This window comes from Amycolatopsis acididurans, from assembly GCF_012328925.1.
In the GTDB taxonomy this organism is placed as follows: domain Bacteria; phylum Actinomycetota; class Actinomycetes; order Mycobacteriales; family Pseudonocardiaceae; genus Amycolatopsis_E; species Amycolatopsis_E acididurans.
Genome location: NZ_JAAXLS010000004.1, coordinates 60535 through 84064, shown reverse-complemented (window position 1 = coordinate 84064; position 23530 = coordinate 60535). Strand labels below are relative to the sequence as shown.

Sequence of the window (23530 nt, the reverse complement as noted above, 5' to 3'; positions counted from 1 at the left end):
TTGAACGAGAAGCAGGACGTGGCCGGTGGCTTCAAGGCGCACGAGGCCGCCGCTGAGGCATTCCGCTCGGTGCATGACCGTGCACCCAGCGGCGTCTGGTCCGCACCGGGCCGGGTGAACCTCATCGGCGAGCACACGGACTACAACGACGGCTTCGTGCTGCCCTTCGCTCTGCCGCACCGGCTGGCGGCGGCCGCGTCGCCGCGCGACGACCAACTGCTCACCGTCGCCACACTCGGGTCCGACGGCCGCATCCAGCGAGCCGATCCGATCGAGATCCCCCAACTGCGGCCCGGTGCGGTGGAAGGCTGGGCGGCCTATCCAGCCGGTGTCGCGTGGGTGCTGGCCGAACACGGTATCGAGCGCGGCGCCGACGTGGTCCTGGCCGGCAACGTACCGACCGGCGCCGGTTTGTCCTCCTCTCACGCTCTCGAATGCGCGGTATCGCTGGCTTTGCTGGGCCTGGCCGGGCAGGAACTGGACGCACCCGGCACCCCGGACCGGCACGAAATCGCCCGGTGGGTCCAGCGCGCCGAGAACGACTTCGTCGGCGCGCCGACCGGTCTGCTGGACCAGACCGCGTCGCTGTGCTGCACCGAGTCGCACGTGCTCTTCCTGGACGTCCGCTCGGGTGCGATCGAGCAGGTGCCCTTCGATACCGCCGGTGTCGGCCTGCGGATCCTCGTCATCGACACGCGTACCAAGCATTCCCACAGCGAGTCCGGCTACGGCGACCGCCGGCGCGGCACCGAACACGCCGCCGACCTGCTCGGGCTCAAGGCCCTGCGAGACGTCCCGTTCGCCGGCCTGGACGCCGCGCTCGGCCGCCTGCCCGACGAGCTGGTGCCGCTGGTCCGCCACGTCGTCACAGAGAACCAGCGGGTGCTCGACGTCGTGTCGCTGCTACACGACGAGCGGCTCCCGGACATCGGCCCCCTGCTCGACGCCTCGCATGTGAGCATGCGCGACGACTACCGGATCTCGATCCCGGAACTCGACGTCGCTGTCGAGGCCGCCCGCGAAGGCGGAGCTCTCGGCGCCCGGATGACCGGCGGCGGTTTCGGTGGCTCCGCCATCGCTCTCGTCCCGGAGGGGTCCCTCGCCGAGGTCGAGGCGACCGTCACCGCGGCTTACGAGAAGCGGGGCTGGCGAATCCCGCGCACGTTCGTCGCGGTGCCCTCGCCGGGGGCGCGGCGCGACAGCTGACGCCCCGGGCTACCAAGCGCACGCTCCGACCGTCGGCCCCGATGAAACGAGGGATGACCGCGTACACGGTCATCCGGTGCGAGGCTCACAGCTGAATGGTCCACACTGTGCTCAACCACCTCCTTGAGTTTCCAGTAAGAAAGGCTTCTGACTGCTCATGGCCACCGCTAGCGACCGCAAGGCCCTCAAACTGATCGTCACCGGCGGCGCCGGCTACGTCGGCAGCGTGTGCGCGGCCCGACTGCTGGAAGCCGGTCACGAGGTCGTCGTCGTGGATGACCTGTCCACCGGCCACGCGGACGCTGTCCCCGACGGTGCTCGGTTCGTCGAGGGCGACGCCGCCGATGCCACGGCGGGCCTGCTCGCCGAGGGGTTCGACGGTGTGCTGCACTTCGCCGCCACGTCCCTGGTGGGCGAGTCGATGCAGGACCCGGGGAAGTACTGGCGCGGCAACGTGTTCACCGCCATCCGGTTGCTGGACGCCATGCGCGAGCACGGCACACCACGTCTCGTATTCTCCTCGACCGCCGCGACTTACGGCGAGCCCGAGCGGTCCCCCATACCCGAGACCGCCCCCACCATGCCGACGAACACCTACGGTGCCTCGAAACTGGCGATCGACCACGCCATCACCAGCTACGCACGCGCGCACGGCCTCGCCGCGATGAGTCTCCGTTACTTCAACGTCGCCGGAGCCTACGGCCGCTACGGCGAGCGGCACACCGTCGAGACGCACCTGATCCCGCTGGTCCTGCAGGTGGCAACGGGACACCGCGAACAGATCCAGATCTTCGGCGACGACTACCCCACCGAGGACGGCACGGCGATCCGCGACTACATCCACGTGTCGGATCTCGCCGATGCTCACCTGCTCGCGCTGCAGCACGCCGAACGCGGAGTGCACCGCATCTACAACCTCGGCAACGGCACCGGATTCTCCGTCCGCCAGGTGATCGAGGCCTGCCGGGAGGTCACCGGTCACGCCATCCCCGCCGCCGTCGCACCACGCCGGGAAGGAGACCCCGCGATCCTCGTCGCGGCCAGCGACCGTGCCCGCGAGGAACTCGGCTGGAAGCCCGAGCGCACCGACCTGTACGGCATCGTGGCCGACGCCTGGCGGTTCACTCAGGAACGTGCCCAGGCGTAGCCGGGACGGGGGTAGCAGCGGTCGCGGCGAGAGCCGCCGGTTGAGCATCGCAGCGGTGACCGCGGACGTTATGGCCGGCTGAGCCGGTTCTGCCCGCCGTGGAGACAGCCGACGGCCCGGTGAACGAGCGGAGCTTTCACGAACCGCTTCACGAACCAGAGGCCGTCTTTGCCCACGCTCAGACTGAACCGCCCCTGCCTGCCCGCCTCCGTCTCGCTCGGCTGATCGTCGAGCCAGACGAACGTACTCCCCTGCGATGAAGATCCTCGCGGTCTCGGCGTCTACGTCAGCCCCCGCGGGCTGACGTAGACCGGCGCTCGGACTTACGGGTCTTTTTGCGCGGAAAGTTCTGCCTGCAGTGCGCGTGGACGGTAGAGGTCGGGGATATCGTCGGTCAGGTGCTGCAGCTGGTCCGGAGGCAGACCGTGCGTGAGGCACGCATGCAGCAGGGAAGCCAGCGGGTGGGAAGGATCAGCGTCGAGAGCGTTCTCAGCCGCCATGATCGCGAAACTGCCTTCGCCGTGGAGATATGCCGCGTGGCAGAGCAAAGCGGCCGCTTCGGCACGTTCGGGCGGCGGAGTCAGCCGCACGAGCTCCAGCCACAGGCGACGCGCGTACCTGCTTCGGACACTGCCCTGGGGCAGAGCCGTCCGCAGGCACGAGTCCCGGACCAGTGGGTTCGACAGCGCCAGGGCGAGCCGCACGACCTTCTCATCGGTGAACGACAGATCGTCCCGGCGGACCTGGTCGATGGCGGCGCGCACAATGCGCGCGTACTGCTCGTAGGTGCTCTTCGGCGTCAGGTCCGGCGCCAGCGCGTCGACGGCCGTGTCCAGCAATCGTGCACGTCTGTCATGTGCCAACGGATCGTCGGGTTCGAGCAGTTTCTCCATCTCCGCTCTGCTGTCGAAGGTGACAAGCCCCTCAGCCACGCAGACAGCTGCCATCACCGTGCTGGCGGGCTCAGGCAGCACCCCCTCGTTGTCCGGCGCGCACTCTCGATAGGTACGCCAGCGAGCGCCACCACGGATTTCAGGCACCCATGCCGCATAACCGGCCTTGCGTCCGCGCTTGTGGAAGGCGGCCGCCACACGCCTCACGAGGGCCGAGTGCGGCGGACCAGATGACCCGGGTGGATGGTCTGGGTGCCGGCCGATGACGACGGTCAGCACCTCCTCACCCGGGTTCTGACACAACGCGCGGGTGATGGCCTCGACGGCGTCCGTCTCGAGATCGGCGGCGGGTAGATCGACGCGCACGAGCGCGGTGATCTTCGTGCCCTTGCCCTTACTCAGTCCAATGAGGACTATCGAGTTCTCGGGGCAGAAGCCGAGAAGGCACGGGATCGCGGCGATCAGCTGCGCCGGATCGCTGATGTTGATCCTCGTTCTGCCGTCCGGCAGCTTCGTCGTGGTGGTGGTCATGTCATCACCGTGGCGGATTGGTGACACGCGCCGGAAGAAGAGATCCGGGAAATTGTGGATAACTGGGGTGGTGTGGATAACTCGGCCTCCGGTCGCGATTTTTGTCGGTGGCCGCCGCTACGGTCGTCGAGTCGTTATCCGCAATGTTCGAAGGGACTGTCGTGCAATGAGCCCGAAGCTACGGAACCCCTCCCCTGCACACAGGTTGCGCCCGCGGTCGTCCGTCCGAGCGACTCTGACTTCACGGTCGTCGCGCAGTTCGCCTTCCGGGAGCGTTGCAGAGGAAGATGAACGGTGCCCGACTTGCCGGGGGTCGCCGAGTCGACCCCGTTGAGCGCGGCCTTCTGGGACGCCCCGTGAGGTGCGACGGGTTGAGCGTGCGAGAGATGTGCGCGTTCGCGCGCCGACGCCAGGGACCTTGGCTAAACTCCGGCCGATGGCCGATCAACCGAAGCTGCAGCGCCGCGTCGACACCGCGGCTGAGCAGGCGCTTCGCCGGGTGAAGTATGTGGCCCCGGTCGACCTCCTGGTGATCTTGGGCTGGCTGCCGTCGGTCAAGGTCGAGGCGTGGCGTCAGGGGCGGCTCGGTCCTCTGGCCGATGAGCTGCCGGTGGACCGCGACAAGGTCGCGACGGCGTTCGAGTACCTGCTCGCGTGGGCGACCGCGCACGGTCTGCGTCCGAGCGAGACCACGTATACCGCCGCGACGCGGGATCGCCGTGCGTTGGTCTTCACCGGTGACGAGGCGACCGACACGCTCTTTCGCACGCACTGGATCTCGGCGGAGCTGTCCGACAAACAACGAGAACGGCTGGAAGCGCGGCAGAACAAGGCACCGGATCTCGTGGTGATCTCGCCGAGCGGCGAGTGGACCTGTGCGGAATGCGACACGCGGGGCTCGGCCGGGGAGTTCCTCCTTCCCGAGCAGGAACCACTCTGCCTGACCTGCGCCGACTTCGATCACCTCGTGTTCCTCCCGGCAGGCAACGCGGCGCTCTCGCGGCGGGCGAAGAAGGAAAGCTCGCTGTCGGCGCTGGTCATGCGCTTCAACAAGCGCCGCAAACGCCATGAGCGGCAAGGGATTCTCGTCGAACAGGCAGCGCTGGAACGGGCGGAAGAGCAGTGCCTTGCCGACGAGGACGTACGGGCCCGTCGCAGGGAACGGGACGCGGAGCGGAGGGCGCTGCAGGACGTCGAGTTCCAGGCCGCGATGGCGGCGGAAATCCTGCGGCTGTACCCCGGCTGCCCGGCCGAACGAGCGCAGGCCATCGCCGAACACGCCGGCACCAGGGGCAGCGGGCGTGTGGGACGGTCGGCCGCCGGGCGGGCGCTGGACGAGGAGGCCGTGCGGCTGGCGGTGATCGCGTCGGTGCGGCACGCCGACACGGACTACGACGACCTGCTCATGTCGGGCGTGCCGCGGGCCGAAGCGCGCGACCGCATCCGGGACACGATCGACAAGGTGCTCAAGAGCTGGGCCTGACCGAAGCCAGGGGACAACGACGGCACGCGAGACTGGCGGGGGCCGGTGGGGTCGCTGTGCGGGTGTCGTCTGTGTCGAGACCGGCAGGGGACACTACGAGACGGGTCCGGGACCCGGCCCGCCGTGACGCGATGTCGATGCTCGCGCGACGGGTGAAGGTCACCAGGTAAGCGACGCCGCCACCGGGAGGCGTCTTCGGGCAGTGGAGGCCGCCACAAAACAGGCGGCGCTGACGCCGCGCCGTGGCCGACCGCTCCGTCTGTGACCGGGTGTCGCTGACGGTAAAGGTCGCCGACCGTACGGCGTCGTCAGCGAGCTGGCGCGGCCGCGAAGGGGGCGTTGCCACGAAACGAGCGCGGCCACGCCGCGGCGCCGTCCTCGCCAGGGCCAGGCATCCCGCCACGAAGCGGCCTCGCCAGGGGGAGACATCCCCACATGTCGTACGCCGCCGCGAACGAGGCAGGGCGGCGAAGTCGGGCGGCGCCAGTTAGCGAGCACCGCCGCAAGCAAAGCCGAGCCGCGGAAAGTACCGGATACCGCCCTGAGCCGGTCGAGCCGAACCGAGCCGCGAACGCACCCGGCCGCCGTGAATCGAGCCGAACCCGAGCCGCGAACACATCGGGTGTCGCCGTGAACCGAGCCGAACCGAGTCGCGAACACACCGGGTGCCGCCGTGAACCGAGCCGAACCGAGTCGCGAACACACCGGGTGCCGCCGTGAACCGAGCCGAACCGAGTCGCGAAAGCACCGGGCCGCCCTGAGCCGGTCGAACCAGCCGCGCAGGCACCGAGCACCGCCGCGGGGCGAGCCCGAAGTGGACCTCACCAGGCGGCGGCCGCGAGCCGGGCGTTGCCGGCGCCCAGAGCCGCTACCCGTGGGCGATGTAGGCCTGCAGTTGCTCCTGGTGGGCCGCGAGCCGGGCGTTGCCGGCGCCCAGAGCCGCTACCCGTGGGCGATGTAGGCCTGCAGTTGCTCCTGGTGGGCCTCGAGCTCCTCCATCCGTGTCTTGACCACGTCGCCGATGCTGACGATGCCCGCCAGCCGCCCCTGGTCGATCACGGGGACATGGCGGACTCGACGCTGCGTCATCAGGACACTCAAATCGTCCACCGAATCCTGGGGGGTGCAGGTGGCGACGATCGTCGTCATGATGTCCGCGACCGGGCGTGACAGCAGGTCGGCTCCCCGTTCGTGCAGTCTGCGCACCACGTCACGCTCCGACACGATGCCCGCGACCCCATCGGAACCCAGCACGACCATCGCACCGATATTGTGCTCCGCGAGCCCCGCGAGCAGCTCCTTGACAGTGGCCGACGGCGTGAGTGTGGCCACCGCCGTGCCCTTGTTCCGCAACACGTCCGCGATCCGCATCCGGCGCCTCCCGGGTAGTGATCTGGTTCACACCAGGTTAGGGCTCCGCGACGGCCTGCGAAAGTCGCGAACCGGGCGAAGGGGTGACATCGTGTTTCACAGAAAGTCACGCAAACGGTGCAGACCTGGCTCGATCGCGGCCCGCGGCACCGCGCCGAAGCCGAAAACCAAGCCCTGCACCGCGTCCCTCGGCTCGGTGAAATCACCCAGCGTGTACAGCCACATGCCCGCATTCCGCGCGGCGCGCGCCACCGGACGCGTCGGCACCGAACTGTAGGCACTCACGTGCAGACCGGCCGCGGCGGGAATCAGCGTCAGCACATCGGCGAAGTCACGGGCCACGATGCTGCTGACCAGCTGCTGCCGCGCCTGGTACTCGCGGCGCATCCGGCGCACGTGCCGCGCGAACCCGCCTTCGTCCATGAACTGCGCGACCGCCGCCTGCTCGACGCTCGCCGAATGCCAGTCGGTGAGGTACTTCGCCTTCGTCACGGCCTCCCGCAAGCCCGGTGGCGAGACGAGAAAACCGAGCCGCAACGCGGGCAGCAGCACCTTCGAGAACGATCCGATGTAGAGCACCCGGCCCGCGGTGTCGAGACTGTGCAACGGTTCCAGCGGCCGACCGGTGTAGCGGAATTCCGTGTCGTAATCGTCCTCGAGTATGGCCGCGTCGTGCCGCTGCGCCCATTCGATGAGCGCCATCCGGCGGGCGAGCGACATCGGGGTACCCAGCGGGAACTGATGCGACGGCGTGACATACACCAGGCGACAGTCATCCGGCAGTTCGTCGACCACCAGGCCTTCCTCGTCGACCGGCACGCACGCGAGCCGGGCACCGAGCGTCGAGAACAGCTGGCGCGGTGGCGGGTAGCCGGGATTCTCGACGGCGACCCGGTCACCGGGCCGCAGCAGCACCCGCGCGGCGAGATCGACGGCCTGCTGCGAGCCGTTGGTCACCAGGACGTCATCCGGGTCGGCGCGCACGTCGCGCGACAACCCGACATGCCGCGCGATCGCCTCGCGCAGGCCCTGGTGCCCGCGCGGATCGCCATAGGTCAGCACCTGCGGCCGCGAGCCCCGCAACTGTTCCGCGATCAGCCGGCGCCAGGTGTCGAACGGGAACAGGCCGACGTCGGGCGCACCGGCGCGGAAGTCGTATTCCGGCGCGGCCGCGAACCGCGTCGGAGGCTCCGGCACCCCGGCCCACGCCTGCGCAGGCCGCAGGGCCGAGGTCTCCCGGACCGGTGGCTCGGCACGCCCCGCACCCGCCCGTACGAACGTGCCCGCACCGGCTCTGGCAGCGAGAAAACCCTCCCCCGCCAGCCGGTCGTAGGCACCGCTGACGGTGTTCCTCGACACCGCCAGCCGCCGCGCCAGTTCACGCGTCGGCGGCAACGCCTCCCCCGCACGCAGCCGCCCATCGAGGATCGCCGCGCGCAGCTGCCGGTAGATCTCCTCCCGCAGCCCGCGCCCACCGTCGATCGTGATGTGGATGTCCACGGTCCGAGCCTAAATTGGCCCACCGACATTCCCGGCGTTTTGGCTCTACGACCGCTCACCTCCGGCTCGTAACGTCGGCAGGCGTGGACATTCGCGAACTCGACCGGCGCGCGCTCGGCACGCTCGACAAGCTGGTCAGCCCCATCCGCACCACCGACCTGGCCCGGCGGACACCGTGTGACGGCTGGGACCTCGGGGACCTGCTGCGCCATCAGGTCAGCGAGAACCGCGCGTTCGGGACAGCGCTCCGCCACGGGCACGCGCCGGACTGGAACAGCGGCACCTTGAGCGACAACCCGTACCGGGACTACGCCGATTCGGTCGCCGCCGTGCTCGCCGCGTTCGACGACGACGCCCTGCTCGAGCGGAAGGTCACCGTGCGCGAGTTCGGCACGTTCCCCGGCCGCGTCGCGGTGGCCATGCATCTGGTCGACTCCGTCGCGCACGGATGGGATATCGCCCGCAGCCTCGGCCTGCCCTACGAACCGGACCCCGACGCGGTACACGACGCGCTCGCGTTCGCCCAGTTCATGCCCGCGGATCCCGATTTCCGCCGGGAACGCGGCACCTTCGCACCCGTCGTGAAAGTGGCCGCGGACGAGTCCGAGCTTCACCGGTTTCTCGCGCTGACCGGGCGTGATCCGAACTGGCAGTGAAAAGCGATACCGGCTGGCAGACTGGTACGCATGGCTGACGAAGATCCGTTCCTGTGGCTTGAGGACGTCACCGGCGAGCAGGCGCTGGACTGGGTCCGCACGCGCAACGCCGAAACCCTGGACGAGCTCACCGGCGGCGAGCGGTTCGAGACGCTGCGCGCGGAAATCCGCGAGGTGCTCGACGCCGACGACCGGATTCCCTACATCCGCAGGCGCGGTGACTACTTCTACAACTTCTGGCAGGACGCCACGCATCCGCGCGGATTGTGGCGCCGGACCACGTTGGACAGCTACCGCGGCGAGCACCCGGAGTGGGAGGTCCTGCTCGACGTCGACGCGCTCGCCGAGGCGGAGGGCGAGAACTGGGTGTGGCAGGGTGCGACGGTGCTGCGGCCCGACTACCGGCGCGGCCTGGTCGAACTCTCCCGCGGCGGTGCCGACGCGACCGTGGTGCGCGAGTTCGATCTGGAGCAGCGCGCGTTCGTGGCCGACGGTTTCCAGTTGCCCGAAGCCAAAAGCCGCGTCGGCTGGATCGACGAGGACCTGATCTACGTCGGCACCGATTTCGGTGCGGGCTCGCTGACTGCGTCCGGCTATCCGCGCGTGATCAAGGAATGGCGACGGGGCACGCCACTGGCCGAGGCGACAACGGTCTACGAGGCCAAGCCGGACGACGTGTCCGCGTTCGCCTACCACCTCTCCACACCCGGTTTCGAACGCGACTTCGTCGGCCGGTCGCTCGACTTCTACCGGTCGGAAAAGTACCTCCGCACGCCCGAGCGGCTGATCCGCATCGACGTGCCCGAGGACGCGCAGACCACCGTGCACCGGGAATGGCTGCTGATCCGGATCCGCTCGTCCTGGACGGTCAACGGCCGGGACTACGCGGCCGGCACGCTGCTCGCCGCCCGGTTCGACGACTACCTCGACGGCTCACGCGAACTGACCACGCTGTTCGAGCCCGACGCACACACGTCGCTGGAAGCCTACGACTGGACCCGCGACCACCTGATCCTCACGACGCTGTCCGACGTGCGCACCGAACTGCACGTGCTGACGCCGAACGAGGGCTGGCGGCGCGCACCGCTGACGACCGGCCTGGAACTGGGCACGGCCGAGATCCTCGACACCGACCCCGACGACAGCGAGGAATATCTGCTGAGCACCAGCGGTTTCACCGAGCCACCCACGCTGAGCTACGGCCATGTCGGCGGCGAACTGGAGCTGCTCAAGCAGTCGCCGGCGCGCTTCGACAGCGACGGCACGGCCGTGGACCAGTACTTCGCGACCTCGCGTGACGGCACCAAGATCCCGTACTTCGTGGTGCGGCCGAACGCGGCGGTCGGGCCGACGCTGCTGACCGGGTACGGCGGTTTCGAGGTTTCGCGGCTGCCCGGGTACAGCGGCGTGATCGGGCGCGGCTGGCTCGCCCGCGGCGGAACGTACGTGGTCGCGAACATCCGTGGCGGCGGCGAGTACGGGCCGTCCTGGCACACGCAGGCGATCAAGGAGAACCGGTACCTCGTCTACGAGGATTTCGCCGCCGTGGCCCAGGATCTGGTCGAGCGCGGGATCACCACACCCGAGCGGCTCGGCATCCAGGGTGGCAGCAACGGTGGGCTGCTGATGGGCGTGATGCTGACGCGGTATCCGGAGCTGTTCGGCGCCATCGTCTGCCAGGTTCCGTTGCTGGACATGCGCCGCTACCACCTGCTGCTCGCGGGCGCGTCCTGGATGGCGGAGTACGGCGACCCGGACGACGCGAACGAATGGGCCTACATCAGCCAGTACTCGCCCTACCAAAATGTCCACAGTGGACGCGATTACCCGCCGACCCTGTTCATGACGTCCACAAGGGACGACCGGGTGCACCCCGCGCACGCGCGCAAGATGGTGGCGAAGATGCGCGAGCAGGGCTACGGCGTGCGCTACCACGAGAACATCGAAGGCGGGCACGGCGCCGCCGCGGACAACGAGCAGCTGGCGCAGAAATGGGCGCTGTTGTTCGAGTTCCTGTGGGAGCAGCTCTAGAAGCGCTCCGCGAGAAACTGCCCGAAGGTGACCTTGCCCGTCGCGTGCTCGGGAGTCAGGCACACGCAGGGCGATCACCGGGCGACGGCGTCCGGCGGCGCGCAGATAGGTAAGGGTGAGTTCGTCCGAGTCGCGTACGTCCGGCCCGACCATGTCCGGCACGCGACCGGCGGGCGTGCCCGCCGGCCGGCAGACGTTCGGCGACCACCCTGCCCAGTTTGCCGGTGCCACGGCTGACGTGGATCTTCATGCCCGGGCTTCCTCACCCAGGACCGCCAGGTCCAGGCCCGCGAGCCGGGCCGGGTCGGCGACCACGTCGTAGCTCGCGATCCTGTCGTCGGCGACCGTCACCGTCAACACGAACAGCAACCGCCCGCGCGGGGCGACGATCACGCCCACCGCGCCGTCGACCAGCGCCACCTCCGCGTACCGCGAACGCCGCGCGAAGCCGACGGTCTGCTCCGCGACGGCCTCGGCGCCCTGCGCACGCGCCGCCATCCCGGGCCGCAATGCGGCGGCGTCGGCGGTGCGCACGACGTCCGGTGCCAGCACCTCCAGCAGGGCGGCGAAATCGCCTTCGCGCGCGGCGGCGAGGAACGCGTCCACGATGTGCCGCTGCCGCGCCAGTTCCGGCTCGGGCACGGCGGGTGTGCCGCGCACGCGCTGACGCGCGCGGCTCGCGAGCTTCTTGGCCGCGGCCGGGGTGCGCTCCAGAACGACCGCGATCTGGTCGAACGGCACGGCGAACGTGTCGTGCAGGACGAGGGCGACACGTTCGGCGGGTGAGAGCAGGTCCAGCACCACGAGCAGCGCCCGGCCCACGGACTCGACCAGCAACGCCTCGTCCTCGGGTCCGTCACCGTCGGTCGCGCGGTCCGGAACGCTGTCCACGATCTCCTCGCGCCGCGCCTTGCGGGACCGCAGCATGTCCAGGCAGATCCGCGAAACGACCGTGGTCAGCCAGCCGGGCAGGTTCTCCACGTCGCCAGTTCGGCTGAGCCGGAACCACGCCTCCTGCACGGCGTCGTCGGCCTCGCTCAGCGAACCGAGCATCCGGTAGGCGACGCGGCGCAGGTGCGGGCGCTGCACTTCGAAACGTTCGGCGAGGTCTGACACCCGGTCACCTTTCCGTCAGGGACTTCGTCACCCCATTTGACGGAACCCGCGCGAACAAAGTGACAGGAGCACCACCGTGACATCTTTGCTGCACGTCGACTCCAGTGCCAGCCCGATCGAGAATTCGGTGAGCAGGCAGCTCACCGCGCTGTACGCGGAGCGCTGGCCTGGCCGGTACGTCCACCGGGACCTGGCCCGCGATCCGGTGCCGCTGATCGGGCCGGCGTATGTCACCCTCGGCACCCGGGTCGAACGGGAAGGTGCCGGCGTGCTGCCCGCCGACGCCGGCGAGGAACGTGAATGGGCGCTGACCGAGCCGCTGATCGCCGAGTTGCGCGCGGCTGACGTCGTGCTGCTCGGCGTGCCGATGTACAACTTCGGCGTGCCCACGTCACTCAAGGCGTGGATCGACCGGATCTCGTTCCCTTCGGCCTACGACGATGCGGCCGGACAGAGCGTGTTGCGCGATACGACGGTCATCGCCGTGCTTACCCGCGGTGGCGCTTATGGGCCCGGAACGCCGCGCGCGGGCTGCGATTTCCAAGAACCGTACCTGCGCGCGCATTTCGGCAAACTCGGCGTCACCGATCTTCGATTCGTGTGCGCGGAGATGACCCGGGCCGACGACATTCCCGGACTCGCCGAATTCCGGGAAATGAAACTGAAATCGCTCGCCGCGGCGCGGGAACAACTCATCGCGATGCGGTGATGCCAGGGCACAAGCACGATCTTGCCGCGGGTGTGGCGCACGCCGACCTCGGCCGCCTTCTCGAACGAGATGATCGTCTCGATGCGGTCCGCCGGGACGCCCAGGTCGGCGGCGAGCTGGACGCACTCCGGGCCGAACAGTCGATGAACGCGGCGACGGGGCCGGCCGCGCGGACGGCGACGAGGACCTCACCCGGCGCCGGTTCGGGCACCGGGACTTCGGCGATGTAGAGCACGTCGCGGTCGCCGTACTGGTCGAAACGCGCGGCGCGGGCGGATGTGGACATGGAGCCTCCTCAGGTTCGGTTCTTCGCCGCGTTGGCGCGGAGAGTGGCGAAAGTGGCCGCGAACTGGTCCAGCCCCGCCACGCGCAGGCGGCCTGGCTCGTGCCGCCGAGCTCGGCGCCGATGTCGTACACGCGGCAGTCCGGGGTCCTGCTGATGACACGCATGACGTCGAAACTGCCCAGCGGCAGGCCGCACTCCTCGCGCAGCCGAGCGGCGACGGCGTTCCGGGTCGTCGAACACATCTCGCGATGGGCGTGTTCGGCACATGGCACGCTCATGTCCCGTGATCGATGACTTCGCGAAGGAGTACTTGCACACCGATCTGCAAGAGATCCGTGAGGTGATGCTCCGCAAGCTGGACGGACTGGGCGAGTACGACATCCGCCGTCCCGTGACTTCGACGGGGACCAACTTGCTCGGCCTGGTCAAACACCTATCGGTGGCGGGGACCAGGTACTTCGGCGTGGTCTTCGGCCGGCCGTTTCCCGAGCCGTTGCCCCGTTGGGACGACCCGGGACAGCGGGCCACCGAAATGTGGGCGACCGAGCACGAGACACGCGAGGAGATCATCCGCCGCTACCGGCGTGTCTGGGCGCACTCCGACGCGACTATCGCCGCCCTCGCCATCGACGCACCTGGCCGAGTGCCGTGGTGGCCGCGTCCCACCGTGATGCTGTTCAACGTCCTGGTCCACATGCTCACCGAGACCAACCGGCACGCCGGGCACGCGGACATCGTGCGCGAACAATTGGACGGCTCGACCGGGGCCGCGAACCAGGAGCGTGACGCGGCCTTCTGGGCGGCGCGGCGCGCGACGATCGAGCAAGCCGCCACGGCGGCCGCGGCCAAGGCCGACGGTGAGCACGCATAGCGCGGGCCCTGATGCCGAAGCGCCAGGGCCCGCATGTGTATCGCTCGATCAGCTGCAGCCGGAGGTGGCGCCGCAGCCCTCGCACGCGTAGCACGAGCCGGCCGGGCGCATCTTCGTGCCGCAGGTCATGCACAGCGGCGCGTCGGCGGCCTTGCCGAGGTGCAGGTCCATCAGCTCGGCGGTGCTGTGCGCACTTTCCGGGGAAGGCTGCTGCTCCACCGGACGGGGGCTCGCGTCGACCGTGCTGCGCAGCGTCTCCAGGTCGACGCTCTCTTCCTGCCCGGCGTCCGAGCCGTAGCCCGACTCGACCTGCGCGGTGCGCTCCTCCGCGGTGAAGATGCCCAGCTGGGCGCGCTTCTCGTACGGCAGGTAGTCCAGCGCGAGGCGGCGGAACAGGTAGTCCAGCACGCTCGTGGCGATCCGGATGTCCGGATCGTCGGTCATGCCCGCCGGCTCGAAGCGCAGGTTGGAGAACTTCGAGACGTAGAACTCCAGCGGAATGCCGTACTGCAGACCGACCGAGATCGACATCGAGAACGCGTCCATGACACCGGCCAGGGTCGAACCCTGCTTGCCCAGCTTCACGAAGATCTCGCCGAGACCGTCGTCGGGGTAGGAACCGGCGTGCAGGTAGCCCTCGGCACCGCCAACCGTGAACGACAGGGTCTGGCTCGGGCGCTTCTTCGGCAGCCGCTTGCGGACCGGCTTGTACTCGACGACCTTCTCCGGCTCCGGAGTCGCCGCCTTCGCTTCCTTCTTCGCCGTCGACAGCGGCTGGCCGACCTTGCAGTTGTCGCGGTAGATCGCGAGCGCCTTCAGGCCGAGCTTCCAGCCCTGGAAGTAGATCTCCTCGACGTCGGCGACCGTGGCCGACTCGGGCATGTTCACCGTCTTGGAGATCGCACCCGAGATGAACGGCTGCACCGCGGCCATCATCCGCACGTGGCCCATCGGCTTGATCGAGCGCTCACCGACCGCGCAGTCGAACACCTCGTAGTGCTCCGGGCGCAGGCCCGGCGCGTCGACGACATGCCCGTGCTCGGCGATGTACTCCACGATCGCCTCGATCTGCTCGTCCTGGTAGCCCAGTGACTTCAGAGCGCGCGGCACGGTCTGGTTCACGATCTGCATCGAACCGCCGCCGACCAGCTTCTTGAACTTGACCAGCGAGAAGTCCGGTTCGATACCGGTGGTGTCGCAGTCCATCATGAAGCCGATGGTGCCGGTGGGCGCGAGCACGCTGGCCTGCGCGTTGCGCCAGCCGTTCTTGCCGCCGATCTCGATGCCGCGCTGCCATTCGCGGGTGGCGAGGTCGCGGATCTTGACGTCGTTGGCGTGCATCGTGCGGATCGCGTCGTTGGCCGCCGCGTGCTTGCGCATGACGCGCTGGTGCGCCTCGGCGTTGCGGGCGTAGCCCTCGTAGGCGCCGACGACACCGGCCAGCTCCGCCGAGCGGCGGTAGGAGGTGCCGGTCATCAGCGACGTGATCGCGGCGGCGAGCGCGCGGCCGCCGTCGGAGTCGTAGGCGTGGCCGGTGGCCATCAGCAGCGCGCCGAGGTTGGCGTAGCCGATGCCCAGCTGGCGGAACTTGCGGGTGGTGTCGCCGATCGGCTCGGTCGGGAAGTCCGCGAAGCAGATCGAGATGTCCATCGCGGTGATGACGAACTCGACCGCCCTGACGAACAGCTCGGCGTCGAACATGCCGTCCTCGCCGAGGAACTTCAGCAGGTTCAGCGACGCCAGGTTGCAGCTGGAGTTGTCCAGGTGCATGTACTCGCTGCACGGGTTGGACGCGGTGATCCGGCCCGACTCGGGGCAGGTGTGCCAGTCGTTGATCGTGCTGTCGTACTGAACGCCGGGGTCGGCGCACTCCCACGCCGCCTGCGCCATCGAGCGGAACAGCTTCTTCGCGTCCGTGGTCTCGATGACCTCACCGGTCAGCCGGGCGCGCAGGCCGAACTCGGCGCCCGACTCGACGGCCCGCATGAACTCGTCGTTGACGCGCACCGAGTTGTTCGCGTTCTGGTACTGCACCGAGTGGATGTCGGCGCCGGAGAGGTCCATGTCGAACCCGGCGTCGCGCAGGACCTTGATCTTCTCTTCCTCGCGCGCCTTGGTGGCGATGAACTCTTCGATGTCGGGGTGGTCGACGTCGAGCACGACCATCTTGGCGGCGCGGCGGGTGGCGCCACCGGACTTGATGGTGCCCGCGGAGGCGTCGGCGCCGCGCATGAACGAAACCGGGCCGGAGGCGGTGCCGCCGGAGGACAGCAGCTCCTTCGACGAGCGGATGCGCGAGAGGTTCAGGCCCGCGCCGGAACCGCCCTTGAAGATCAGCCCCTCTTCCTTGTACCAGTTGAGGATCGAGTCCATGTTGTCGTCGACCGCGAGGATGAAGCAGGCGCTGACCTGCTGCTTGGACGTGGTGCCGACGTTGAACCAGACCGGGGAGTTGAAGCTGAACACCTGGTGCAGCAGCATCCAGGTCAGCTCGTGCTCGAAGATCTCCGCGTCCTTGGCGGTGCCGAAGTAGCCGTTCTCGGTGCCGGAGCGGACGTAGGTCAGGACGACCCGGTCGATGAGCTGGCGCAGGCTGTGCTCGCGCTGCGGGCTGCCGACCGCACCGCGGAAGTACTTGCTGGTGACGATGTTGGTCGCGTTGACCGACCAGAACTGGGGGAACTCGACCCCACGCTGCTCGAAGTTGATCGAACCGTCGCGCCAGTTGGTCATCACGACGTCGCGCTTTTCCCAGTTCACCTCGTCGTAGGGGTGCACGCCCTCGGTGGTGAACACGCGCTCGACGGTGAGCCCGCGCTTGCCCCTCTTCGCGCCTTTACTGCCTGTCGCCACGGTTTCCGTCATGGATCTCCCTCTCCCGCGCCTGCGACGAGTTCACTCGCCGCCCGCTGCCTTGTCCGCCATGGCCTGACGCAGGTCCGCGATCTCCTTCTCGAAGTCCTCGACCGAAGAGAAGGAGCGGTAGACGCTGGCGAACCGGAGGTACGCGACCTCGTCGAGCTCACGGAGCGGGCCGAGGATGGCAAGGCCGACCTCGTGGCTCGGGATCTCCGCGACTCCGGTTGAGCGGATCGATTCCTCGACCCGCTGGGCGAGCTGCTGCAGAGCGTCGTCATCGACCGGCCTGCCCTGGCAGGCCCGGCGAACGCCCCGGACCACCTTGTCCCTGCTGAACTGCTCGGTGACCCCGGAACGCTTGACGACGGCCAGCACCATCGTCTCCGAGGTGGTGAAACGGCGACCGCATGCCGAACACGACCTGCGGCGGCGGATCGCCTGCCCTTCGTCCACCTCGCGGGAGTCGACGACCCGGGAGTCGGCATGGCGGCAGAACGGGCACCGCACGACCGGTCACCTTCCCTTCACGTCTGTCCCTCGGATACCCGCTCCCCGCCGCCACGCAACGGCCGGGCTCGCGATGACCTGGTGATCATCTTGTGGATATCCGGTGGGTGAACACCGAACAGCTGTGGACAACTCGCTTTTAGTCTACCCCAACTTGTGGACCAACTACAGCCATGTAACTACTACATATAGCGGTGGAGAGTATGCCGCACGCCGACAGGGCGCAAGCAACCCGGAGGGGTGAACGCACGTGTCGCAGCAGCCGGTCGGGCAAGAGGTCACGAACCGTCGCCGGACGGCTGCGCTTCGATCGGAACGGTCAGCGGCAGGCCGGGCACGACGCTCGCGTCACGCAGGTCGTTCAGCGCCTGGATGCGCGCCACGACCTGACCGGCGTCGGCGTCCGGCGCGTACTGGCGCGCCACATCCCACAGCGACTGGCCATCGCCGACGGTGACGACGGCTGTGCGCTCCGGAACCGCGGCGCCCGGCATCTGGTTGGCGAAAACACCCAGTCCGGTGACAACGAGCGCGACCGCGATGCCCACCGCGGCGAGCCACGGCCACCGCGGCATGACCCGGCGCGGCCCGCATCCGGACACCGCGGGCCGCCGGTGCCCGGCGACATAACGCGCCCTCGTCGGCGGGCGCCGGATCTCTCCTGCGGGGCGACGGCGCGCCCGCACCCGTTCACGCAACTCCCCTTCGGCGGCCGGCCGCCCGTCCAGCAGAACCGTCATCGAAAGCCTCCTCGCGGTCTGACCAGGGCGGACACTGCGCCACCCTGTCGAACACTCGTTCTATCGAACCTTCGAGCGAATGTGTACCACCAGGGTCTGACAAAATCGAGAGCCGTCCGGCGTGTCGCTCGAACAGTTGTTTGATGTTCGTGGCCCGGTGGACTACCGTGGGTGACCAGTACGAGGCGAAACGCGCCGGTCGCGAAGGTCCTGCGGCCCGGCACAGCATGAGTTTCACTGACAGCTGGGAGGCAGTACCGATGACCGAGATCGACGAGACCGCGGACATTCCGCGCAGGCCGGGCGGCCGGTTCGGGGACGTGCATCCCCTTCCCGAACCCGAAGACGTCGAGGAAGGTCTCAGCCCCCGCCAGCAACAGGTGCTGGAGGTCATCCGCGCCTGGGTCGACCGGTTCGGCTACCCGCCCAGCGTCCGCGAGATCGGCGAGGCCGTCGGACTCACGTCCACCTCGTCGGTGTCGCATCAGTTGCGTACGTTGCAGCGCAAGGGCTATCTGCGCCGGGACGCCAACCGGCCGCGTGCGGTGGGCGTGCTCACCGCCGCCGCCGAACGCGCCGCGCGCGTCGGGCGCACCGAGGACAACATGCCCCAGCCCGCCTACGTGCCCGTCGTCGGCCGGATCGCGGCCGGTGGCCCGGTGCTGGCCGAGCAGGCCGTGGAGGACGTCTTCCCGCTGCCGAAGGACCTCGTCGGCGAGGGCGAGGTGTTCCTGCTCAAGGTCGCCGGCGACTCGATGATCGAGGCCGCGATCGCCGACGGTGACTGGGTCGTGGTGCGCCAGCAGCCCACCGCCAACAACGGCGAGATCGTCGCGGCGATGATCGAGGGCGAGGCGACGGTCAAGACGTTCAAGCGCAAGAGCGGGCACGTCTGGCTGCTGCCGCACAACGAGGCGTACGAGCCCATCCCCGGCAACGACGCGACGATCCTCGGCAAGGTGGTCGCGGTCCTGCGTAGGCTCTGACGGGTGCTCACCGTCACGCGGCACGGCCACGTCAATCACTACACCTCCGACTACGACGCGGCACTCGCGGTGCATCGGCGCGCGCTCGGCGGCGAGGTCTTCAGCGAGTTCGGCACGCCCGGCAGCCGCAACGCGCTGAGCGTCGTCGGCTCGACGTGCCTGCAGGTGTTCTCCCCCGACGCTCCGGATTCACCCGTCGCTTCCTGGATCGGCCGGTTCGGCGCGAGCTGGCACTCTCTGGAGTGGACGGTGGCCGACCTCGCCGAGGCGGAGGAAGTCGTGGCGGCGCGCGGTTTCCGGGTGACCGACCGGATGGCGGGCCGGTACGTTTTCCTGCATCCGAAGGATCTTCACGGGCTGTGCCTCGAACTGACCGCCGAGCATTTCCCCGGCGATCCTCGTGAGCAGCCGGAGTGGGATCCGGACGTCGGCGCGGGCGGTAACCTGCTCGGCATCACCGGTCCGGCGACGGTCGTCCTCGCGGTCACCGACGCGGCCGCCGCGGGCGAGTTCTTCGCCGGCCTGACCGGCCGCGACATCGCCCACGACGACACGCTGGGCGCCGCCCGCGCGACCACGCTCGACTTCGGCGACCACCGGCTCGACTGTCTCGCCGATCCCGGGCTCGGCCCTCGGGAACGGCTGTACGCGCTGCGGTTGCCCGTCCCGGACCTGGCCTCGGCGGCGGCGAGTCTCACGGCGAGCGGTGTCCCGGCCACGCCGCTGTCCACAACGGAGGGTCCCGCACTGGTTCTCGATACCGCGGCCACCCAAGGCGCCCGTATCGAGATCGTCCAGCGGACGCGCTAGCCCCGGCGCCGGGCGCGCAGTTTCGTCCAGGCGAAGGCGGCACCACCCGCGACGCACAACGCGAACAGGAGGCCGGGTAGCGCCTCCATACCGCCGCTGTCGGTTTCACTGCCGGTGGCCTGCCCGCCCGCGCCGGGGGCCGCGTCCGTGGTGGCCGGCGTGACCAGCGCCGTCGCACCCTTGACCGCGCGGATCGGCCGGCCGGTGCCCTCGCCCCCGGACAGCAGTGTGCCGTCCTGCTCGAACGCGATGGCCTCGCCCTGCTGTTCGTCGGCCAGCGGTATCCGCACCGGGTCCCGGCCGAGCGCCGCGGCCACGTCCCCGTCCGGCGCGGGGTAGAGGTACGCGTCGGTGTAGGTGCGCAGCGCGATCACCGTGCCGTCCGCGCTCGTCGCGCCGCCCGTCACCAGCACGGAACCGAAGCCGCCGACGGGTCCGCCCGGTGTGTCGGTGGTCTTGAATCTGAGGGAGCCCACGCGCTCCAGTGGCGTGGGTCCCGGGCTGCGCAACTCGCCGGAAGGACGGTAGACCCCGCTGTCCCCGAAGGGATTCTTCGTCACCAGGTACGGCGTGCCCTTCCGGTCGAGCAGCAACGCTTCCGCGTCGTGCGCGCCGTCGGGGTAGGTCAGCCGGTACAAGGTCGTCTTGCCCTGCGGCGTCACCGCGAGCAACGCGACCGTGTCCCGTTTCTTGTCGTTGTCGCCGGTGTCGGACAGCCACAGCGTGCCGTCCTGGGACCGAGCGAGGTCCTCGACGTCGTAGGGATCGGTCGAGTTGGTGATGACGCGCTGCACCACGCAGTCGCGACCCAGCACGAACACCTGCACGCTGGTGCCGCCGTCGTTGATCGCGTACCAGTTCCGCCCGTCGCTGACCAGGCCGGACAGCTCCGTGATCCGCTTGTCGGTCACCGTGCACACGGTCGCGGGCGTCTCGGCCGCCGTAGCCGGGGGCGCGCACAACGCGAGGCCCAGCACGATCACCACGAGAGACGCGCAGCGGCGGAGGATCACACCCGCCGAGGCTACCGAGAATCAGGCAAGCGACCCGTTCACGACATATGCCTCGAGCGCCGAGGCCAGCTCGGGCCGCACCTTGGCCACCAGGCGGGTGCCCTCGGCCAGATGTTCCTCGGTGAGCACCTCGCCGTCGGCGTGCACGCGCGCGACCAGCTCGCCCCGGGTGTAGGGCACCAGGGCCTCGACGCTCACCTCGGGCCGCGGCAGCCGCTCGGCCAGCGCCTGCACCAGCTCGGACATGCCCTGACCGGTGCGCGCCGACACCACGATCGCGTCGGGTAGCAGGTGCCGCATCCGGACCAGCGACAGCTCGTCGGCCGCGTCCGCCTTGTTGATCACGATCAGCTCGGGCGGCAGCGGTTCGGACCGGCGGCGGGTGATCTCGGCGAGCACCTCGCGCACGGCGTTGACCTGCTCCTCGGGAGCCGGGTCCGAGCCGTCCACGACGTGCAGCAGCAGATCGGCGTCGGCCGCCTCGTCCAGCGTGGACCTGAACGCGTCGACCAGCTGGTGCGGCAGGTGCCGCACGAAACCGACGGTGTCGGTCAGCGTGTACGTGCGCCCGTCCGGCGTGGTGCTGCGGCGGGTCGTCGGGTCCAAGGTGGCGAACAGCGCGTTCTCCACCAGCACCCCGGCGCCGGTGATGGCGTTGAGCAGGCTCGACTTGCCCGCGTTGGTGTAACCGACGATCGCGACGCTGGGCACCTCGTTGGCGACGCGGCGGCCCCGCTTGGTGCCGCGGATGGTGTCCATCGCGGCGATCTCGCGGCGCAGCTTGGCCACGCGTTTGTTGATGCGCCTGCGGTCGGTCTCCAGCTTGGTCTCACCGGGACCACGCAGGCCCACGCCGCCGTTCGCGCCACCGGCACGGCCACCGGCCTGCCGGGACAGCGATTCACCCCAGCCGCGCAGCCGCGGGATCAGGTACTGCAGCTGCGCCAGCTCGACCTGCGCCTTGCCCTCCTTGGAGCGGGCGTGCTGGGCGAAGATGTCCAGGATCAGCGCGGTCCGGTCGATCACCTTGACCTTGAGCCGCTGCTCCAGGTTGCGCAGCTGGCCGGGCGAGAGCTCGCCGTCGCAGATCACCGTGTCGGCTCCGGTGGAGGCCACGATGTCGAACAGCTCGCGCACCTTGCCCGACCCGATGTAGGTAGCCGGATCCGGCTTGTCGCGCCGCTGTACCAGCCCGTCGAGCACCTCGGAACCCGCCGTCTCGGCGAGGCGCGCCAGTTCGGCCAGCGACGCCTCCGACTGGGCGGCGGTGCCCTCGGTCCACACGCCGACCAGCACGACTCGTTCCAGCCGGAGCTGCCGGTATTCGACCTCGGTGATGTCCGCGAGCTCGGTGGACAGGCCCGCGACGCGGCGGAGCGAGGCGCGGTCCTCGAGCTCCAGTTCGCCGATGGACGGGTCGTCGTCGGAGAAGTCCGTGTGTGTCAGTTCTGTCATCGTCCTCTTATCGTCCCACGATTCGCGTGGATAGCCGAACTCATTACCGGCTCGGGTAGATCGCGAAATAGATGGCGGTGCGTCCGCCACGCTCGGTGTTCGAGCGGGCCTGTCGCACGTCGGTGACCGGTACCTCGGCGACCTCGGCCAGGTAGGCCTCCTGGGCCGCGAGAAAACCCGTGTCTTCCCATAGGTCAACCGGATGACGCGCAGCCGTATTCCGGAGGCGAGCGCGTTCGCCCCCGCTTCGGTCGCCATTCCCTCGCAGTCATGGAGCGTGTAGTGCCAACAGCGGGAAGACGACGAACTCCTCCCTGTGCAAGTCAGATAGTCGCACTTGCCCAGGTCAGCGACCGGCAAGCCGGCTGCCCCGACCGGCTGCTCGGCCGGACGAACGCGACCGTGCGCTTCGTGGTGTGGGGCACGATGCCGCTCGGCGGTGCGCTGGGCGGGTGGATCGGCGTGCGCGGCACGTTGTAGGTCGCGTGCGCCGCACTGCTCGTGCCGCGGCGCCCCCTGCGCGACGTGCCGGCGTCAGCCGTGTGACGCCCACCAGTCGTCGAACAGCTCACCCCGCGCGACGAACTCGGCGGGCCCGGTCAGCGTCGCCTCGCCGCGCTTCATCGACACCGTGACCCTGCCGCCGGGAATATCCACTGTGGACTCGCCGGTGTCGGTGCCCGCGAGGTGCAGCGCCGCGGCGACCGCGGCCACCGTGCCCGTCCCGCAGGAGCGTGTCTCGCCCACGCCGCGCTCGTAGACGCGCATCCGCAGCGCACCCTCGCCGAGCGGGTTGACGAACTCCAGGTTCACCCCGTCCGGGAAGAAGTCCTTGTCGTAGCGGGGCTCCGCACCCAGGTCCAGCTCCGCCACATCGTCATCCACAATGGACACCAGATGCGGGTTGCCCACGTTCACCGCGACACCGGAGAAGTTCCGCCCGGACACGATCGCGACCGAGGCGCCGGTGATCGTCGCGGGTCCCATGTGCACGGTGACCGAGCCGTCGGGATGCACGATCACCTGCTTGTCGCCCGCCCGGCTGCCGACCACGAACTCCGGCCCCTCGGCAAGGCCCGCATCCGTCAGGTAGCGGGCGAACACCCGCATCCCGTTGCCGCACATCTCCGCCACGGACCCGTCGGCGTTGTAGTAGTCCATGAACCACTCGCCCGCCGAGGGCAGTCCCAGCGCCTCGGCGCGGGCCACCCGGAGCACACCATCGGCACCGAGCCCGCGCTGCCGGTCGCACAGTGCGGCGATCCGGCCCGGCGTCAGCTCGAGACGCGCGGAGGGATCGGGCAGCAGCACGAAGTCGTTCTGTGTGCCATGCCCTTTGAGGAACTCGATTGCCACACGA

20 protein-coding genes and 1 pseudogene are annotated in these 23530 nt (G+C 69.3%); 11 read left to right on the top strand and 10 right to left on the bottom strand.

Going from position 1 to position 23530, the window contains the following annotated elements; genetic code table 11:
• Together galK and galE are read left to right on the top strand one after the other, a co-directional pair.
• Positions 1–1206 carry a galactokinase gene (galK, locus tag HFP15_RS08765; RefSeq protein ID WP_210716983.1) on the top strand — a complete coding sequence of 402 codons (1206 nt, stop codon included), beginning with the start codon at positions 1–3 and terminating at the stop codon, positions 1204–1206.
• 157 nt (positions 1207–1363) lie between these two features.
• A complete protein-coding gene (gene galE / locus HFP15_RS08760) occupies positions 1364–2353 on the top strand; it encodes a UDP-glucose 4-epimerase GalE (protein WP_168513448.1) in 990 nt (329 codons plus the stop codon).
• A gap of 323 nt (positions 2354–2676) precedes the next feature.
• On the opposite strand, the gene HFP15_RS08755 is transcribed toward galE, so the two are convergent.
• Positions 2677–3777 (bottom strand): DUF4192 domain-containing protein, encoded by a 1101-nt coding sequence (locus HFP15_RS08755; RefSeq protein ID WP_168513446.1) that lies wholly within the window; start codon positions 3775–3777, stop codon positions 2677–2679.
• A 436-nt stretch (positions 3778–4213) separates the two neighbouring features.
• Here HFP15_RS08755 and HFP15_RS08750 point away from each other — a divergent pair, with 436 nt between their 5' ends.
• Complete coding sequence (locus HFP15_RS08750; RefSeq protein ID WP_168513444.1) at positions 4214–5260, top strand: DUF2293 domain-containing protein; 1047 nt, start codon at positions 4214–4216, stop codon at positions 5258–5260.
• 942 nt (positions 5261–6202) lie between these two features.
• Here HFP15_RS08750 and HFP15_RS08745 read toward each other — a convergent pair.
• Complete coding sequence (locus tag HFP15_RS08745) at positions 6203–6631, bottom strand: CBS domain-containing protein (RefSeq protein WP_168513442.1); 429 nt, start codon at positions 6629–6631, stop codon at positions 6203–6205.
• Positions 6632–6727: 96 nt separating this feature from the next.
• Positions 6728–8131, bottom strand: a complete 1404-nt coding sequence (gene pdxR, locus HFP15_RS08740; protein WP_168513440.1) for a MocR-like pyridoxine biosynthesis transcription factor PdxR — start codon at positions 8129–8131, stop codon at positions 6728–6730.
• 83 nt (positions 8132–8214) lie between these two features.
• On the opposite strand from pdxR, the gene HFP15_RS08735 reads away from it, so the two are divergent.
• Positions 8215–8787: a TIGR03086 family metal-binding protein gene (locus HFP15_RS08735; RefSeq protein WP_168513438.1), complete on the top strand. Its 573-nt coding sequence runs from the start codon at positions 8215–8217 to the stop codon at positions 8785–8787.
• Positions 8788–8817: 30 nt separating this feature from the next.
• On the top strand, positions 8818–10818 hold the full coding sequence (locus HFP15_RS08730; protein WP_168513436.1) for a prolyl oligopeptidase family serine peptidase: 2001 nt from the start codon (positions 8818–8820) through the stop codon (positions 10816–10818).
• A 246-nt stretch (positions 10819–11064) separates the two neighbouring features.
• Here the strand turns inward: HFP15_RS08730 and HFP15_RS08725 are convergent, their stop codons facing one another.
• On the bottom strand, positions 11065–11934 hold the full coding sequence (locus tag HFP15_RS08725) for a sigma-70 family RNA polymerase sigma factor (protein WP_168513433.1): 870 nt from the start codon (positions 11932–11934) through the stop codon (positions 11065–11067).
• A gap of 76 nt (positions 11935–12010) precedes the next feature.
• Here HFP15_RS08725 and HFP15_RS08720 point away from each other — a divergent pair, with 76 nt between their 5' ends.
• The 3 genes from HFP15_RS08720 (at position 12011) to HFP15_RS08710 (ending at position 13800) form a co-directional block, all read left to right on the top strand.
• Positions 12011–12643: an FMN-dependent NADH-azoreductase gene (locus HFP15_RS08720; protein WP_168513431.1), complete on the top strand. Its 633-nt coding sequence runs from the start codon at positions 12011–12013 to the stop codon at positions 12641–12643.
• A complete protein-coding gene (locus tag HFP15_RS43820) occupies positions 12643–12873 on the top strand; it encodes a hypothetical protein (RefSeq protein WP_168513429.1) in 231 nt (76 codons plus the stop codon). The genes HFP15_RS08720 and HFP15_RS43820 overlap by 1 nt, the downstream gene beginning before the upstream one ends.
• Before the next feature lie 339 nt (positions 12874–13212).
• A complete protein-coding gene (locus tag HFP15_RS08710; RefSeq protein WP_168513427.1) occupies positions 13213–13800 on the top strand; it encodes a DinB family protein in 588 nt (195 codons plus the stop codon).
• Positions 13801–13848: 48 nt separating this feature from the next.
• Here HFP15_RS08710 and HFP15_RS08705 read toward each other — a convergent pair whose 3' ends face one another.
• The 3 genes from HFP15_RS08705 to HFP15_RS08695 form a co-directional block, all read right to left on the bottom strand.
• A complete protein-coding gene (locus tag HFP15_RS08705) occupies positions 13849–16665 on the bottom strand; it encodes a vitamin B12-dependent ribonucleotide reductase (RefSeq protein WP_168513425.1) in 2817 nt (938 codons plus the stop codon).
• A gap of 30 nt (positions 16666–16695) precedes the next feature.
• Entirely contained in the window at positions 16696–17166 is a 471-nt protein-coding gene (gene nrdR / locus HFP15_RS08700; RefSeq protein ID WP_168513423.1) for a transcriptional regulator NrdR, read from the bottom strand.
• A gap of 278 nt (positions 17167–17444) precedes the next feature.
• Positions 17445–17906, bottom strand: a complete 462-nt coding sequence (locus tag HFP15_RS08695; protein WP_168513420.1) for a LysM peptidoglycan-binding domain-containing protein — start codon at positions 17904–17906, stop codon at positions 17445–17447.
• A 260-nt stretch (positions 17907–18166) separates the two neighbouring features.
• Here HFP15_RS08695 and lexA point away from each other — a divergent pair, with 260 nt between their 5' ends.
• Positions 18167–18892, top strand: a complete 726-nt coding sequence (gene lexA / locus HFP15_RS08690; RefSeq protein WP_168513418.1) for a transcriptional repressor LexA — start codon at positions 18167–18169, stop codon at positions 18890–18892.
• A 3-nt stretch (positions 18893–18895) separates the two neighbouring features.
• Positions 18896–19702, top strand: coding sequence for a VOC family protein (locus HFP15_RS08685; protein ID WP_168513416.1), 807 nt, complete (start codon positions 18896–18898; stop codon positions 19700–19702).
• Here HFP15_RS08685 and HFP15_RS08680 read toward each other — a convergent pair.
• Both HFP15_RS08680 and hflX read right to left on the bottom strand, forming a co-directional pair.
• A complete protein-coding gene (locus HFP15_RS08680; RefSeq protein ID WP_376768863.1) occupies positions 19699–20712 on the bottom strand; it encodes a hypothetical protein in 1014 nt (337 codons plus the stop codon). The two genes, HFP15_RS08685 and HFP15_RS08680, sit on opposite strands and share 4 nt — an antisense overlap.
• Before the next feature lie 24 nt (positions 20713–20736).
• Positions 20737–22170 carry a GTPase HflX gene (hflX, locus tag HFP15_RS08675; protein ID WP_168513414.1) on the bottom strand — a complete coding sequence of 478 codons (1434 nt, stop codon included), beginning with the start codon at positions 22168–22170 and terminating at the stop codon, positions 20737–20739.
• A 336-nt stretch (positions 22171–22506) separates the two neighbouring features.
• Here hflX and HFP15_RS08670 point away from each other — a divergent pair.
• Positions 22507–22716: pseudogene (locus HFP15_RS08670) on the top strand (MFS transporter); the annotation flags it as partial.
• Here the strand turns inward: HFP15_RS08670 and dapF are convergent.
• Positions 22705–23526 (bottom strand): diaminopimelate epimerase, encoded by an 822-nt coding sequence (dapF, locus tag HFP15_RS08665; protein ID WP_168513412.1) that lies wholly within the window; start codon positions 23524–23526, stop codon positions 22705–22707. The pseudogene HFP15_RS08670 and the gene dapF overlap by 12 nt on opposite strands.
• Positions 23527–23530: the final 4 nt, after the last annotated feature.